The 14,543-nt window shown below is 71.2% G+C and carries 13 protein-coding genes and 1 tRNA gene; 4 read left to right on the top strand and 10 right to left on the bottom strand.

The features are described from left to right. Positions 1-16: 16 nt before the first annotated feature. Positions 17-424, bottom strand: a complete 408-nt coding sequence (locus Tfont_RS03545; RefSeq protein WP_068607419.1) for a GlcG/HbpS family heme-binding protein — start codon at positions 422-424, stop codon at positions 17-19. A gap of 85 nt (positions 425-509) precedes the next feature. On the opposite strand from Tfont_RS03545, the gene Tfont_RS03540 reads away from it, so the two are divergent. Both Tfont_RS03540 and Tfont_RS14475 read left to right on the top strand, forming a co-directional pair. Beyond that, on the top strand, positions 510-1,199 hold the full coding sequence (locus tag Tfont_RS03540; RefSeq protein ID WP_068607420.1) for a Bax inhibitor-1 family protein: 690 nt from the start codon (positions 510-512) through the stop codon (positions 1,197-1,199). Between the two features lie 142 nt (positions 1,200-1,341). Beyond that, positions 1,342-1,848 (top strand): hypothetical protein, encoded by a 507-nt coding sequence (locus Tfont_RS14475; RefSeq protein ID WP_185974461.1) that lies wholly within the window; start codon positions 1,342-1,344, stop codon positions 1,846-1,848. 57 nt (positions 1,849-1,905) lie between these two features. Here the strand turns inward: Tfont_RS14475 and rlmD are convergent, their stop codons facing one another. From rlmD to surE, 4 genes are read right to left on the bottom strand one after another with little or no spacing between them, the layout of a single operon-like run. Then, entirely contained in the window at positions 1,906-3,414 is a 1,509-nt protein-coding gene (gene rlmD / locus Tfont_RS03530; RefSeq protein ID WP_143968409.1) for a 23S rRNA (uracil(1939)-C(5))-methyltransferase RlmD, read from the bottom strand. Then, a complete protein-coding gene (locus tag Tfont_RS03525) occupies positions 3,414-4,373 on the bottom strand; it encodes a peptidoglycan DD-metalloendopeptidase family protein (protein WP_068607424.1) in 960 nt (319 codons plus the stop codon). The genes rlmD and Tfont_RS03525 overlap by 1 nt, the downstream gene beginning before the upstream one ends. A gap of 18 nt (positions 4,374-4,391) precedes the next feature. After that, positions 4,392-5,228 carry a protein-L-isoaspartate(D-aspartate) O-methyltransferase gene (locus tag Tfont_RS03520; RefSeq protein ID WP_068607427.1) on the bottom strand — a complete coding sequence of 279 codons (837 nt, stop codon included), beginning with the start codon at positions 5,226-5,228 and terminating at the stop codon, positions 4,392-4,394. Continuing rightward, positions 5,222-6,115 (bottom strand): 5'/3'-nucleotidase SurE, encoded by an 894-nt coding sequence (gene surE / locus Tfont_RS03515; protein WP_143968408.1) that lies wholly within the window; start codon positions 6,113-6,115, stop codon positions 5,222-5,224. The genes Tfont_RS03520 and surE overlap by 7 nt, the downstream gene beginning before the upstream one ends. 115 nt (positions 6,116-6,230) lie before the next feature. Here surE and Tfont_RS03510 point away from each other — a divergent pair, with 115 nt between their 5' ends. Together Tfont_RS03510 and Tfont_RS14950 are read left to right on the top strand one after the other, a co-directional pair. Next, on the top strand, positions 6,231-7,223 hold the full coding sequence (locus Tfont_RS03510) for an NADPH:quinone oxidoreductase family protein (RefSeq protein ID WP_143968407.1): 993 nt from the start codon (positions 6,231-6,233) through the stop codon (positions 7,221-7,223). 142 nt (positions 7,224-7,365) lie between these two features. Next, the gene (locus tag Tfont_RS14950; RefSeq protein WP_143968406.1) at positions 7,366-8,766 is read left to right on the top strand and encodes a sodium:solute symporter family transporter; all 1,401 of its coding nucleotides are present in this window, start codon (positions 7,366-7,368) and stop codon (positions 8,764-8,766) included. 43 nt (positions 8,767-8,809) lie between these two features. Here Tfont_RS14950 and Tfont_RS03500 read toward each other — a convergent pair whose 3' ends face one another. From Tfont_RS03500 to Tfont_RS03480, 5 genes are all read right to left on the bottom strand, one after another. After that, on the bottom strand, positions 8,810-9,901 hold the full coding sequence (locus Tfont_RS03500; protein ID WP_197484423.1) for a sugar phosphate nucleotidyltransferase: 1,092 nt from the start codon (positions 9,899-9,901) through the stop codon (positions 8,810-8,812). A 79-nt stretch (positions 9,902-9,980) separates the two neighbouring features. After that, positions 9,981-11,207, bottom strand: a complete 1,227-nt coding sequence (locus Tfont_RS03495; protein ID WP_143968405.1) for an efflux RND transporter periplasmic adaptor subunit — start codon at positions 11,205-11,207, stop codon at positions 9,981-9,983. Then, the gene (locus Tfont_RS03490) at positions 11,204-13,576 is read right to left on the bottom strand and encodes an ABC transporter permease (protein ID WP_260682241.1); all 2,373 of its coding nucleotides are present in this window, start codon (positions 13,574-13,576) and stop codon (positions 11,204-11,206) included. The genes Tfont_RS03495 and Tfont_RS03490 overlap by 4 nt, the downstream gene beginning before the upstream one ends. Positions 13,577-13,585: 9 nt before the next feature. Beyond that, positions 13,586-14,344 (bottom strand): ABC transporter ATP-binding protein, encoded by a 759-nt coding sequence (locus Tfont_RS03485; RefSeq protein ID WP_143968404.1) that lies wholly within the window; start codon positions 14,342-14,344, stop codon positions 13,586-13,588. A 90-nt stretch (positions 14,345-14,434) separates the two neighbouring features. Continuing rightward, positions 14,435-14,510, bottom strand: a tRNA-His gene (locus Tfont_RS03480). Positions 14,511-14,543: the final 33 nt, after the last annotated feature.

Genomic DNA, 14,543 nt, shown 5'->3' with positions numbered 1-14,543 from the left:
GCGCCACGGCGCGGGGTCACAGCCCGAGCGCGGCGATCCCGGCGCGGGCGATCTGGGCGTCCTCGCTCGACTTCACCCCGCTGACGCCGACGGCGCCGATCACCTCGCCCTCGTGGATGATGGGCACGCCGCCTTCCAGCAGGCCCTCCAGCGTGGGCGCAGACAAAAAGGACGTGCGCCCCTGGTTGATGACGTCCTCGTAGACCTTGCTCTCGCGCCGCCCCAGGGCCGCCGTGCGGGCCTTGGCCGGTGCGATGTGCGCCGAAATGGGGGCCGCACCATCCAGGCGCTGCAGCCACAGCAAATGGCCGCCCTCGTCCACGATGGCGATGGTGACCGCCCAGTGGTTTTTCAGGGCCTCCGCTTCGGCGGCGGCAGCGATGGCCTTGACGTCGGCGAGTTCGAGCACGGCGCGGGATTTCATGAACTTCTCTTAAGCAAAAGACTCGAAAGGCTGGCAAGCTTACCGCATTGCCCTTTGTCCCTCTCACCACAGGAGTGATCGATCCATGAGTCTGACCACCGTCTCCACGCGCCCGGGCACCGCCGTCGCCGGCGGCGAACGCCAGCGCGTGCTGCGCAACACCTACTGGCTGCTGGCGCTGAGCCTGGTGCCCACGGTGCTGGGCGCCTGGATCGGGGTGAGCACCGGCATCACGGCGGCCCTGTCCGGCGGCGTCGGCGTGCTGGTGTTCCTGGCGGGTGCCTTCGGCTTCATGTTCGCCATCGAGCGCACCAAGCATTCGGCCACGGGCGTGGCCGTCCTGCTGGCCTTCACTTTCTTCATGGGGCTGATGCTGTCGCGCCTGCTGGCCGCGGTGCTGGGCTTCGGCAACGGGGCGCAGCTGATCATGACGGCCTTCGGTGGCACGGCCGGGGTGTTTTTCGTGATGGCCAACCTGGCCTCGATCGTCAAGCGCGACCTCGACGGCCTGGCCAAATGGCTGTTCTTCGGCGCCATCGTGCTGCTCATTGGCGGACTCGTCAACGTCTTCGTCGGCAGCACGGCGTTCATGGCGGCCCTGTCGATCATGGCCATCGGCATCTTCAGCGCCTTTTTACTGGTGGACCTCAAGCGCATCGTCGATGGCGGCGAGACCAACTACATCACCGCGACGCTCGCGCTGTACCTGAGCCTGTTCAACATCTTCCAAAGCCTGCTCGCCCTGCTGGGCATCTTTGGCGGCGAACGGGACTGATCGACGGAACGGATCGGCCCGGGGCCGGGCCGCCTCCACCGCGCCAAGCGGGCCAAGCGGGTCAAAAGCGACGGCTTTGGCCCGCTTTTTGGTGCACGGATGGGGGTAGCCAGCCACTCCCCGGTGGCCGACAATCCCCACCATGCGCTTGTTCACCGTCGCGTCCACGCCGCCCTCTGCGCTACCCCCCCGGTCCGGGCGGGTGCGGACCGTGGCGGCCTTGCTCGCCTGCTCGGCCCTGCTGGGGGGGTGTGACATGCTGGGCATCGACACCCCGGCCAAGCAGGCGGCGCGCCGCGAGGCCGACGGACGCGCGATCGGCGCGGGCTGCCGCCACACCCAGCGCAGCCTGGAAGACTGTTACGCTGCCAACCCGCGGGCGGCCAAGGCGGCGATCTTTGCCGGCTGGCGCGAAATGGACGAGTACATGCGGGAAAACAACATCCCCGCGATGCCCTCCGCCCCGGCGGCCCCGGTCAAACCGGCCGAATCCACCGGCCCGAGCGAGGAGCTCGTCGCTCCCTCTGCCGCCAAACCGTCGGCACCACCCGCGACCCCGCCTACCGGCAGCATCGTGCCGCGCATTGCACCCCCCGCTGCGGCCACCGCGCCACCCTCCGCCCCCGCTGCCCCTGCCGCCAATCGCTGACCGGCTGACCGCGCGCGTGGACCGCATATGGCCACATATGGCCGCGGCGGCCCATCCTCAGCACTCGTCCAGCCGGTCAAAGACCGCGATGCTTTCGACGTGCGCCGTGTGGGGGAACATGTTGACCACGCCCGCCGCCGTGCACCGATAACCCGCCTGATGCACGAGCAACCCCGCATCGCGGGCCAGGGTGGCGGGATTGCAACTGACGTACACGATGCGCCGCGGGGGACGCCACGGCTCACCGGTCGGGGTGGGGGTCACCTGCGCTCCGGCCAGCGCGGCCTGGTGCAGATCGGCCAGCGCCTTGGCCAGCGCAAACGCGCCTTCGCGCGGCGGGTCCACCAGCCAGCGATCGGCCACGCCGTCGGCCACCAGTTGCGCCGGCGTCATCTCGAACAGGTTGCGCGCGACGAACGTGGTCGGCGCCAGCCCCCCGCGCCGGGCCTGGTTGCGCTGCCAGTTTTCGCGCGAGCGCGCCACCAGGGCCTCGCTGCCCTCGATGCCCAGCACCGCGCCCGCCTGGGTCGCCAGCGGCAGCGTAAAGTTGCCCAGCCCGCAGAACCAGTCGATGACGCGCTCGTCTCGGCCCGCCTGCAGCAGCCGCAGCGCACGCGCGACCAGCACGCGGTTGATGTGCGGATTGACCTGGGTGAAATCGGTGGGCCGAAACGGCATGACCAGACCGAACTCCGGCAGACCATACGACAGCTCGGGCGTGCCGTCGTCCGCGTCCAGCCGGTGCACACTGTCCGGTCCCTTGGGCTGCAGCCACCATTGCACGGCAGCATCGGCGTGCTCGCGGGCAAAGTCGCGCAGGCGCTGCCGGTCCGCATCGGACAGGGGCTCCAGGTGGCGCAGCACCAGCGCGGTCACGCCGTCCCCGCAGGCCAGCTCGATTTGCGGACAGGTCTCGCGCGCGTCCATGCCCATGAGCAGGCCGCGCAGGGGCCGCAGCAAGGCGCTCACATGCGGGGGCAGGACGGCGCACGAGTCCATGTCCGCCACGTAGCGGCTCTTGCGCTCGTGAAAACCGATCAGCACCTCGCCCTTTTTGGCGACATAGCGCACCGACAGGCGGGCACGCCAACGGTACCCCCAGGCGGGCCCGGCAATCGGGCGCAGCACCTGCTGCGGCCGCACCTTGCCCAGCCGCCACAGGTTGTCTTCCAGCACGCGCTGCTTGATGGCCACCTGCGCCAGCGGCTCCAGATGCTGCATCTTGCAGCCGCCGCAGGCCCCAGCGTGCAGGCCAAAGTGCGGGCACCGCGGGACGACGCGCAGGGGCGAGGCACGATGCAGGGTGCGCAGCTCGGCGGCTTCCCACTGGTTCTTGCGGCGGGTGACCTGCACCTCCACCCATTCGCCGGGCAGCGCGCCCTCGACGAAAACCACCTTGCCATCGGGCCGGCGCGCAATGCCTTGGGCCTCCAGGTCCAGCGCCTGGATGCCCAGCGCGTCGGCCGGTATGCCCGGGGGGCGCGGGGAGTCGGTCGCGGGCGTGGCGGCGGTGGCGGAGGCGTCGCCGGGCAGGCTGCCGGCGCTCCAATCGGGGGCCTGGCTCATCAGCGGCTCGGCAGCAGGCTCAGCGGATCGATAGGCTTGCCCTGCCGCCGCACCTCGAAGTGCAGCTTCACCCGGTCGGCGTCGCTGCTGCCCATTTCGGCGATCTTCTGCCCTTGCCTAACCGTCTGGTCCTCGCGCACCAGCAGGGTCTGGTTGTGGGCATAGGCCGTCAGATAGGTGTTGTTGTGCTTCAAGATGATCAGGTTGCCGTAGCCGCGCAGATCCGAGCCGGCATAGACCACGCGCCCGTCGGCTGCGGCCAGCACGGGGTCCCCGGCTCGGCCACCGATGCCGACCCCCTTGCTGCGGGTTTCGTCGAATGAGTAGAGCACCGGGCCGCGCGCCGGCCAGACCAGGGCGATCGCATCGCCATTGGCCGCGGGGGCCGGCGTGGGTGCAGCCGCCGGGGCGGCCGCGGTAGCAGGGGCGCTCGCGGTCGCCGGCCGCGATCCGGCCGCCGCGCCCGGCGCAGCCGCGGGAGCGCTGGCGGTGTTGGCGCTGTTGGCGGCATCGAGCGGCCGCGCCTGGACGCTGGCCCCGGTGACGGGCTGGGTGGTGACGGCGGCCGTGGCGGGAGTCGCGCCCGGGGGCACAACGCGCAACACCTGGCCCACCTCGATCAGGTGGGGATTGGTCAGACCGTTCCAGGCCGCGATGTCGCGCCAGCTCTGCCCCTGCTCGAGGCCGATGCGGTAGAGCGTGTCGCCGGGGCGAACCGTGTAGTAGCCCGGCTTGCCGGCATTTTCGCTGCCGGGCGGGGCGGCGACGGGGGCAGCCGGCGCAGAAACGCTGCGGGACATTGGTGTGGGTGCAGGCGAGCGATCGACGACCGGCGCCTGCCGCGCGGGCTGCTTGGGGGCAGCGCAGCCGGCCAACACCAGGGCGGCGCCCAGCAGCACCCCCCACAGTCGGGTCGCATGGGTGGTCGAGGCCAGGATCCCGTGTCGTTGGCGATTCATGGGTGCGTACGTCCTCCGTCAAGCAACCCCGGATTTTAGGGGGACGAACCACACGCCCTCGAGCACCTGGCGCTCGAACCCCTTTGGCGTGCGCTCCACCACCACCAGGCTTTGCCGGCCGGGCTGGAGTTCGGCCGGGGCCACCAGCCGCGCACCCACCGCCAGCTGCTCCAGCCACGCCGTTGGAATGTCCTCGCCGCCGGCCGCGGCGATGATCCCGGCATACGGCCCCCCTTGCGCAAACCCTGGCATGCCGTCGCCAAAAATCAGATGGATGTTTGGAATGCGCAGCGGCCGCAGGTTCTCGCGCGCCTTTTCGTGCAGCGCCCGCAGGCGCTCCATGCTGTAGACCTCGTGGCACAGATGGGACAACAGGGCCGCCTGGTAGCCGCAGCCGGTGCCGATCTCCAGCACGCGGCCCAGCGGCAACGACCGCCCCGCGCACAGCAGCTCCAGCATGCGCCCGACGACGCTGGGCTTGGAAATCGTCTGCCCCCAGCCGATCGGCAGGCTGGTGTCCTCGTAGGCCTGGGCCGCCAGCGCGGAATCGACGAAACGGTGGCGCTCCACCCGCTCGAAGGCCTGCAGCACGGCGGGGTGTGTCAGACCCAAATCGGCCAGCCGCCCCACCATCGCGCGCCGCACGGCCGCGGAATCCAGCCCCACGCCCGCCACCGGCGGTGGCGCGGGCGCGGTTGCCCGCCCCGACGGGCGTGTTGCTGCGCTGCCCGGACCACCGGGGCGCCCACCGGCCGCCGCGGGCGCCACCCGGTCCAGCGTCGCCGGGAAGCGCGGCCGCGCACCCGCCGCCGCGGGCGCGGCCGCAGGGGGGGCGTCGGGCCGCGGCTTTACCATGGGCGCTGGTCTGAATGGCCTGCCTGGGAGGGATCGGAGGTATGGGGAGCGTGGGCCCCAGCCGGCGCCCCCCGCCCCCCGGCGCCGGCCACGGCGGACAAAGCGGCGGCGGTCTGCGCCCAGTAGGCCAGCCGGCCGTGGTCGGTCAGATCGATCTGCAGCGGCGTGATCGACGCATAGCCCTGGCGCGTCGCATGAAAATCGGTGCCCTCGGCATCGTCCTTGGCGGGCCCGGCTGCGCCGATCCAGTACATGGTCTCGCCGCGCGGATTGACCTGGGTGATCACCGGCTCCGCCGCATGGCGGCGCCCCAGGCGCGCGACCTTGAAGCCGCGGATGGCCTCGCGCGGCAGGCTGGGGATGTTGACGTTGAGCAGCCACGGGCCGGGATGGGCGGCATCGGGCGCCGCATCGGCCATGGCGCGGCGATGCGCCTCGGCGGCCGGCTGCAAGGCCCGCACCAGCTCCGCGGCCAGGGCGGCGGCGGTATCCAGATGGGCCCAGCCCTTTTCCGTCAGAGAAAACGCAATGCCCGGGATGCCGAACAGATAGCCCTCCATGGCCGCGCCCACCGTCCCGGAGTAGATCGTGTCGTCACCCATGTTGGCCCCGTTGTTGATACCGGAGACGACCAGATCGGGCCGGTAGTCGAGCAGCCCCGTGAGCGCGATGTGCACGCAGTCGGCCGGGGTACCGTTGACATAACGCACCCCGGGGGAAGCGCGGCGCACATACAGCGGGGCGTTGAGCGTGAGCGCGTTGGACTTGGCGCTGTTGTTGTGCTCGGGCGCCACGACCTCGACGTCGGCAAACGCGGACAGCGCGCGGGCCAGCGCCACGATGCCCGGCGCCTGGTAGCCGTCGTCGTTGGAGAGCAGGATCCTCATGGCGAGGCATTGTAGGCGGCCCGACCGCAACGCCGGTGACACCCCTGGGGGGCGCCCGCCCCTATGATGCCGCGACTCCCTGCGCAAACCACACATCACCCCAAGGAGACACCGGATGCACGCCTGGCTGTGCGAAAACCCTGTGGGCGTCGACGCCCTGACCTGGAAGGAACTGCCGACCCCGACCCCCGGCCCGGGCGAGGTGCTGGTCGAGATTGCGGCCGCGAGCCTCAACTTCCCCGATTTGCTGATCGTTCAGAACAAGTACCAGTTCAAGCCCCCGCTGCCGTTCGTGCCGGGATCGGAGTACGCCGGGATCGTCCGTGCCGTCGGCCCGGGCGTGACGCACCTGCAGCCGGGCCAGCCGATCGCCTGCCTGAGCGGCACCGGGGGGTTTGGCACCCACACCCTGGCGCCGGCCGAACGGTGCATCCCGCTGCCCGCGGCGTTCGACCTGACGGACGCCGCGGCGTTCATCATGACCTATGCCACGTCCTACCACGCCCTGATCGACCGGGCAACGCTGCAGCCGGGCGAGACGGTGCTGGTGCTCGGCGCGGCGGGTGGCGTGGGCACTGCGGCCATCCAGATCGCCAAACACCACGGCGCCCGTGTCATCGCCGCCGCCTCCAGCGCCGACAAATGCGCCCTGGCGCAACGCCTGGGGGCCGATGCGACGCTGGACTACTCGGTACACACGGCTGGCGGGAGCTTTCGCGACGAGATCAAGCGGTTGACCGAAGGCCGGGGGCCGGATGTGATCTACGACCCGGTGGGCGGTGAGCTGGCCGAGCCCGCCTTCCGCTCGATCGCCTGGCGGGGCCGCTATCTGGTGGTCGGCTTCGCGGCGGGCCCCATTCCGCAACTGCCGCTGAACCTGCCGCTGCTCAAGGGCGCGTCGCTGGTGGGCGTGTTCTGGGGCGACTTCGCCCGCCGCGAGCCTCAGGCCAACGCCGCGATGCTGCAGACGCTGGCGCAGTGGTATCTGCGGGGCCACATCAAGCCCGTGATCGACCGCGTGCTGCCCATGGAACAGCTGCCCCAAGCCTACGCCTTGATGGCATCGCGCCGGGTGATGGGCAAGGTGGTGCTGCGCAACGCGCACTAGAATCGCGGTTCTCGAACGTCGCCAGGGGAGCCCTGAGCCGCCGTGACCGGCGCGCAACGGGCTGAGAGTGGGCGTGGGCCATGGGGGCCGACGACCAGACCCTGGAACCTGATCCGGTTCGTACCGGCGGAGGAAGTGCGACATGAATGCGTTGCCGATCGCTACGGTGGGTGGGGCCTTGCTCGCCTTTTTGTGGGTGGGTCTGCGGGCCCGCTCGGCGGACACCACCCTCGATGAATACCTGACCGCCCGCGGCTCGCAGTCCGCGACCACCCTGGGCCTGTCCTTTCTGGCCTCGGGGCTGGGGGCGTGGATTTTGTTCGTGCCGCCGGAAATCGGCGCCTTCGTCGGCCCGGTGGCACTGGCCGGCTATGCCATCGGGGCGGCGTTGCCCTTCTTGGTGCTGGCGTGGTGCGGCCCGGCCATCCGGCGCCGAATGCCCGCCGGGCGCAGCCTGACCGAGTATGCCGGTGAGCGGTTCGGGGGCGCTGTGCGCGGCTGGGTGCTGCTGCTGTCGCTGCTGTACATGCTGTGCTTTCTGACCGCGGAGCTGACCGCCATCGGCGGCATCGTGGCGTTGCTGACCGGGCAGGACGGGCGCTGGGCGGTGCTGGCCGTGGCGGCCGTCACGCTGATCTACACCGCCTGGGGCGGGCTGCGCGCCAGTCTGGTCACCGACCGCTGGCAGGCGTGGTTGCTGCTGGCGCTGCTGGCCTGGGTGGGTGCGGTGGTCGTCCAGGCGCCGGCACCCCCACCGGCGTCCACGGCAGCTGCGCCATCGGCGCCGGCCGCCGCTCCCCTGCCCGTGGGCCTGTCGGTGGCGCTCACCCTGGTGATTGCCGTCACGGCGGCCAACCTGTTCCACCAGGGCTACTGGCAGCGCATCTGGGCAGCCCACAGCGAGCGCGCGCTGCAACGCGGCGCGTGGCTGGGCGCCGTGACGACCGCGGCCGCCATCGCGCTGGTCGGGGGATTGGGGATGCTGGCGGCCCAGCAGGGCCTGCCCTTGGGGACGCCACCGGTGCCGTTTTTTGCGCTGGTGCAGCATGCGCCGGACTGGGTTGTCGCGCCGGTGTTGGTGCTGGCCGTGGCCCTGGTGGCGTCGTCGGTGGACACGCTGCAAAGCGGCATCGCGGCCCTGCTGGTGACGCAGCGCCGCCAAGCATCGCTGGCCGGCGCACGCTGGGCCACCGTGCTGCTGATGGTGCCGGTGGTCGCCGTGGCGTGGCAGGGCCTGTCGGTGCTGCGGCTGTTCCTGGTGGCCGACCTGCTGTGCGCCACCGCCGCGGTGCCGCTGCTGCTGGGGCTGTGGCGGCGCACGCCGCGCCACGCGGCGCTGATCGGCATGGCGGCCGGGCTGGTCGGCGCCGTGCTGCCGGACGCCTGGGCCGCCGGCAACCTGTGGCAGGGGCTGGTGGCCGCCACCTTCCCGGCCAACGTGCCGACGCTGGCGCCGTTCGCCGGGGCGCTGATCGCCTCCACCGCCGCGACGCTGACGCTGGCGTGGCTGGCGCCCGCGCGCGAGCCGGCCGCCGGGCGCTGACCAACCTCCCGTCGGACTGGACGGCCTGCCGCGGAGGTCGCCGTCAGGCGCGCGCGTCGCCCCAGCGCAGCGGGCAGCGGTCGTCGCCGACGTAGGTGGCGCGGCCGTGGCGGTCGACGCAGTAGCTCGGCGAGACGATCATGTCCTGGAACAGCATGCCGGCGCCGATGCGCGTGTACTCGAACAGCACGCTGCGCTCCACGCGCGAGCCGGCGCGCAGGTGGCTGCCGTGGCCGATCCACGCCGGCCCGACGATCGAGCAGCCCTCCTCCAGCCGCACGCTGGAGCCGATGTAAACCGGCCCGGTGACCTGCACGCGGTCGAAGTCGATGCGGGTGTTGAGCCCCACCCACACGCCCGGGCGCACCTCGGTGCCGGGCATGCACAGGTCGGCGATCTCGCCGCTGATCACGCGCTGCAGCACCGACCAGTAATCGCTGACGCGCCCGATGTCGATCCAGTGGAACGGCCGGCTCTGCGCGTAGAACGGCAGGCCGCGCTCCACCAGCAGCGGAAACAGCTCCGCGCCGATGTCGAACACCCGCCCCGACGGCACCAGGTCCAGCACCGCCGGCTCGAAGATGTAGATGCCGGTGCTGGCCAGATTCGAGCGTGCCTCCTCCGGCCGGGGCTTTTCCTGGAACGAGACCACGCGCCCGTCCTCGTCGGCCACCACGATGCCGTAGTTGCCGACCTGCTCGCGCGGCACCGGCAGCGTCACCACGCTGGCCAGCGCCCCCTTGGCGCGGTGCTCTGCCAGCGCGGCGGTGATGTCCAGGTCGACGAGCGCGTCGCCGCACAGGACGATGGTAGTCTCGTCGAAGAAGCCGCTCATGTCCTGGATGCGCTTCATGCCGCCCGCGGAGCCCAGCGGCCGCGGCAGGATGTCGCCGTGCTCGTAGACGCCCTCGTAGGAGTAGCCGATCTCCACGCCCCAGCGGCGCCCGTCGCGGAAGTACTGCTCGATCTTGTGGTGGTTCCAGGCCACGTTGACCATGATCTGGCGCACGCCGTGCGCGGCCAGCCGCTCCACCAGGTACTCCATCACCGGCTTGTCCAGGATGGGCACCATCGGTTTGGGCAGGTCTTTGGTCAGCGGACGCACGCGGGTGCCCTGCCCCGCGGCGAGGATCATGCCTTTGGCCATTCGATGTCTTGACAGCAATCAGGGTGCGTGAATTGTGCCAGCCCGGAGTGGGGGGGCAGCAGCGCACTCAGCCCGATACTTGCCCCGGCGCCGCGCGGGGACGGAGCCGTTGCCCATCGCGCACCAGTTGTCCCGGATACAACACCACGGTGTCGCCGGCGCGTACACCGTCCGTGATCCAGGCCACGTCGGCATTGCGATCGCGCAACGCCACTTGGCGCGCGACGGCGCGCCCGCCTTCCACGACCAGCACCTGCCAGCCCGCGCCGTCGCGCACCAGCGCCCCGGTGGGGACCAGCGTGACCCGCTCCTGCGCCGAGACGACGATGCGTGCCTCGACCCGGTAGCCATCCCCCAGAATCGCCTCGGCGGGCGGGCCCTCCAAAGCCAGGACGACCGGCACGCGCTGCTCTTCCACGCCCAGCGCGGACACTTTGGTGAAGGCCGTCGGATCGATCCGGGCGACCCGGGCGGTCAACGGGGGTACGGCGGGCCCCACCGACACCGTGGCGGGCGCCCCCACCGCAATGCGCAGAGCGTCGGCGGACAGCACATCGACCACCGCCTCCAGTTGTGCCAGATCGGCGATCTCGAACAACGCCTGACCGACATTGACCGGCACCGCGCTGTCCACATGGCGCTTGAGGATGCGCCCGCCCACGGGGCTGCGCACCAGCCAAGGGCGCCCCGGCGCGCCGCCGTCCGCCTGGGCCAGCGCGGCCCGCGCCTCGGCCACGGCGTAGCGCGCGCGCTGGCGCTCCGCCTCGGCGGCGGCCAAGGCCTGGGCGGCCGCGCGCTCGCTCCGCTCGGCCTGTTCCGCAGCCGATGGCGCGACGAAGCGCTGCTGCGCCAGATCGCGCGTGCGCTGCAGGTCGGCGCGCGCCTGATCGTGGGTCAGCCGCGCCCGCTGCCCCTGCGCGTCGGCCGCAGCCAGCGCAGCCTCGCTCGCGCCCACGCGCTGCTGCAGCACGGCGCGCGTGCGCGCATCGATCAGCGCCGGCGCCGCCGGATGCAGCACTGCCAGCACGTCCCCGGCGCGCACGTCCGCGCCCACGTCCAGCGTCGGGCGCTCCAGGCGCCCCTGCAAGGGCGCCGCGACGGTGTAGCGCTGTACGGGCCGCAGCCGGCCGTCCTCCTGCACCGTCTGCTCGAAGCGGCCCTCGTGCACGGCGGCCACATCGACCACCAGCGGGCGCGGCTGCAGCACCCACGCCCCCAGCACAGCCACCCCCAGCACCCCAGCCGCGATGGCTGCGCGTCGCCCCCAGGGCGACCGTGTCGGTGTCTCGTTCATTCCCTCACCTTCAAAACCGCGACCAGATCCAGCCGGTCGATGTGCCGGCGCACCAGCCAGGCGCTGACCACACCCGCGGCCAGCACCACCAGCGCCGCCCCGGCATACGTCGCCGGCGCGATCACGACCGGAAAATCGATGGCGTCCGACGACATCAGCCGCATCAGCAGATGCGCCAGCGCCCAGCCGAGCGCCGCCCCCACCGGCAGGGCGAGCAGCAGCTCCACCGCCAGTTCGGCCAGCAGCAGCACCGACACCTCCCGCCGCGTCATGCCCAGCACGCGCAGGCTGGCCAGCTCCCACGCCCGCTCCGACAGTGCGATGCGCGCGGCGTTGTAAATGATGCCCACCGCCATCGCCACGGCAAACGCGGTCAGGATGCCGCTGAAGACACCCATGTTGCGCTCGGTGCGGGCGTTGAAGGCGCGCACCACGGCATCCTTGTCCACCACCGCGCTGATGAAGGGGGCCGATTTGACCGCCTGCCACAGGGCCTCGCGCTGCGCCAGATCGGCGTGCAGGGCGGCATGGGTGACGCCGTCGCCGTCACGTGCCAGCCGGTTGAGCGCCGCCAGCTCCATGTACAAGGCTTTGCCGAACTGGGTGTGCACGATGTCGACGATTTCCACCTCCACGACACGCCGGTTCCACAGCCGAAACGCCACCGTGACCCGGTCGCCCGGGCGCAAGCCCAGCTCGCGCGCCAGCAAGGCCGAGGCCACCGCCCCCTGCGCGGGCAGGGTCAGCGGCCCGCGTGCCTCGTCGACCACGCGCAGCAGCCGGCCATGCGCGGGCAGGGCGGACAGCACCGTATCGACGCGCCGCGCACCCGCCTGCAGGCGCACGGGCTCGTTGCGATAGCCCTCGGCATCGATCACACCGGGCAGCCGGCGCAGATCGTTCACCACGGTCGCCGGCATGGGCCGATCGAAGTCCACCCACACGTCCCCCTGCTGCACCTGCCGAAACTGCACATCCACGATGTGCGCGATCGCATCCAGCCAGAACGCCCCGGAAATCTGCAGCGCCACCGCCGCGGCAATGCCCAGTACCGTCAGGCCGGCACGCAGGGGCCGGCGCTCCACGTTGCGCACCACCATGCGCGCCGCCGCCGTGACATGGCGGCCATAGCCCAGGCGCTCGATCAGGGTCGGGCGATAGCCCGCCGGCACGGGGGGCTGCATGGCCTGAGCCGGCTGCAGCCGCACCACGGTGCGGATCGCCGTCCACGCCCCCAGGGTCGCGCACAGCACCGCGATCAGCGCGGCCGTCACGATCAACCACGGGGCCGTCGCATACGCCAGGTGGCCAAAGCGGAACACCTCGGCATACGCCCACAGCATCAGCCGGCCGATGGCCTGGCTGCCCAGCAGCCCCAGCGCCACGCCCAGCAGCGCGATCACCAGCGCAAAGCGCACATAGTGCCGGGCGATGGCGGCGTTGGCGTACCCCAAGGCCTTGAGCGACGCGATCTGCGCCCGCTGGGTGGTGACCTGCCGGTGCAGCACGACGTTCAGAATGAACATCGCCACCGCCAGAAAGATGCCCGGCAGCACCGTCCCCATCACACGCAGCTGCGACAGCTCGTCGGTGACGATCTTGTGCGACATCTGCAAGTCGCGGCCCGTGGCGCCGAGCGCACCAAACCGCGCCAGCAGATGATCGACCTGCGCAATCACCGGGGCCGGCGCCGCGCCGGGGTGCAGCCGAAGCGCGGCGCGATTGAACGCGCCCGTCATGTCGAACGCCCGCGCCATGCGCTCGTCGTCGATCCACCAGACCCCGAACGACTCGTCATCCGGCATGTCGCCGCGCATCGTAAACACATACTCCGGCGTCGCCACCGTGCCGACGATGCGCACCGCCTCACGGCGGCCGGCCAGGATGGCATGGGCCACGTCGCCGGGGCGCAAGCCGCGCGCCACAGCAAACCGGTCGGTCACCACTGCCTCCAGCGGACCGTCGGCCTCGGGCCAGCGGCCGGACAGCAGCGTCAGCGCATTGAGCCCCTGGCGCCCCTGCTGGGCACGCGCCAGATCCAGCCCCACGAAGCGCCCGGACACCGGCGTCGCGACCCCGGGCAGATCCACCTGGGCATCGAACACCACCTCGGTCTTCACCTCGGCCACCCCGGGCACGGCGGCCAGCCGGTCGCGCACCGCCAGCGGCGCGCGCTTGACCGCGACGAACACATCGGCAAAGCGGTTGTCGCGGTAGAAGGCGTCCCGCGAGGACAACAGCGAGTCGTAGACGGCAAACATGCCCACGAAGCCCGCCACCCCGATCGCCACGACGACGGCAATCGTCAACACCTGGGCCCAGAGCTGCCGCAGATCGCGCCAGAGCTTGATGTCCAGGGCCCGCACCATCCCCCCCGACTACCAGCGCAGGTCGCGCGCCGGCACCTTGTGCGGATTGGGCTGCACGTCCACGATGCGCCCGTCCACCAGCCGCAGCACCCGGTCGGCCATCGCGGCGATGGGGGCGTTGTGGGTGATCACCACCGTGGTGGTGCCCACGGATCGGTTGACGGTTTCGATGGCCTCCAGCACGCGCACACCGGTGGCGCAGTCCAGCGCACCCGTGGGCTCGTCGCACAGCAGCACGGCCGGGCGCTTGGCAATCGCGCGGGCGATCGCCACCCGCTGCTGCTCGCCTCCGGACAATTGCGAGACGAAGTGGTCCAGCCGGTGACCCAGCCCCACCCGCGCGAGGGCCTCGGCGGGGTCCATGGGATGGGGCACCAGATCCGTCACCAATTGCACGTTCTCCCGCGCGGTCAGGCTGGGGATCAGGTTGTAGAACTGGAAGACGAAGCCGACGTGATCGCGCCGGTAGGCCGTCAGGGCCGCGTCGTCGGCCTGCGCCAGGTCGTGCGCCTGCCCGGCATGGAACCAGGTGGCTTGCCCCGCGGTGGGGGTGTCCAGCCCACCCAGGATGTTGAGCAGCGTCGATTTGCCGCTGCCCGAGGCCCCCAGCAGCACGACGAACTCGCCCTGCCGGATGTCCAGATCCACGCCGCGCAGAGCATGCACCGCGGCCTCGCCGCTGCCATAGACCTTGGACAGTCCGCGCGCGACGAAAACCGCCTTGGGATCGACGTCAGAACAGGGGGATGGAGACGCGGGCAGCTGCATGGTCGATGGTCATCATCTCATGCTGCCCGGTGCGCACGCGGAACGGCTGTCGTTTCACCGCGTGGGCATTTGACGATCGTCAAATGGGGGTGGGGTGGCTGATGGGACTCGAACCCACGACAACCAGAATCACAATCTGGGACTCTACCAACTGAGCTACAGCCACCGCAGAAGCTGACATTATATCGCCGTTTTGGAG

It is taken from the genome of Tepidimonas fonticaldi, assembly GCF_007556755.1.
Classification (GTDB): domain Bacteria; phylum Pseudomonadota; class Gammaproteobacteria; order Burkholderiales; family Burkholderiaceae_C; genus Tepidimonas; species Tepidimonas fonticaldi.
This window is presented reverse-complemented; position numbering and strand designations above follow the sequence as displayed.

Excerpts from the sequence above, each read along its gene's own strand:
- Tfont_RS03490 (WP_260682241.1), bottom strand. The coding sequence starts at position 13,576 with ATGGTGCGGGCCCTGGACATCAAGCTCTGGCGCGATCTGCGGCAGCTC.
- Tfont_RS14950 (WP_143968406.1), top strand. The coding sequence starts at position 7,366 with ATGAATGCGTTGCCGATCGCTACGGTGGGTGGGGCCTTGCTCGCCTTT.
- Tfont_RS03495 (WP_143968405.1), bottom strand. The coding sequence starts at position 11,207 with ATGAACGAGACACCGACACGGTCGCCCTGGGGGCGACGCGCAGCCATC.
- rlmD (WP_143968409.1), bottom strand. The coding sequence starts at position 3,414 with ATGAGCCAGGCCCCCGATTGGAGCGCCGGCAGCCTGCCCGGCGACGCC.
- Tfont_RS14475 (WP_185974461.1), top strand. The coding sequence starts at position 1,342 with ATGCGCTTGTTCACCGTCGCGTCCACGCCGCCCTCTGCGCTACCCCCC.
- surE (WP_143968408.1), bottom strand. The coding sequence starts at position 6,115 with ATGAGGATCCTGCTCTCCAACGACGACGGCTACCAGGCGCCGGGCATC.
- Tfont_RS03540 (WP_068607420.1), top strand. The coding sequence starts at position 510 with ATGAGTCTGACCACCGTCTCCACGCGCCCGGGCACCGCCGTCGCCGGC.
- Tfont_RS03500 (WP_197484423.1), bottom strand. The coding sequence starts at position 9,901 with ATGATCCTCGCCGCGGGGCAGGGCACCCGCGTGCGTCCGCTGACCAAA.
- Tfont_RS03525 (WP_068607424.1), bottom strand. The coding sequence starts at position 4,373 with ATGAATCGCCAACGACACGGGATCCTGGCCTCGACCACCCATGCGACC.
- Tfont_RS03545 (WP_068607419.1), bottom strand. The coding sequence starts at position 424 with ATGAAATCCCGCGCCGTGCTCGAACTCGCCGACGTCAAGGCCATCGCT.
- Tfont_RS03485 (WP_143968404.1), bottom strand. The coding sequence starts at position 14,344 with ATGCAGCTGCCCGCGTCTCCATCCCCCTGTTCTGACGTCGATCCCAAG.
- Tfont_RS03510 (WP_143968407.1), top strand. The coding sequence starts at position 6,231 with ATGCACGCCTGGCTGTGCGAAAACCCTGTGGGCGTCGACGCCCTGACC.
- Tfont_RS03520 (WP_068607427.1), bottom strand. The coding sequence starts at position 5,228 with ATGGTAAAGCCGCGGCCCGACGCCCCCCCTGCGGCCGCGCCCGCGGCG.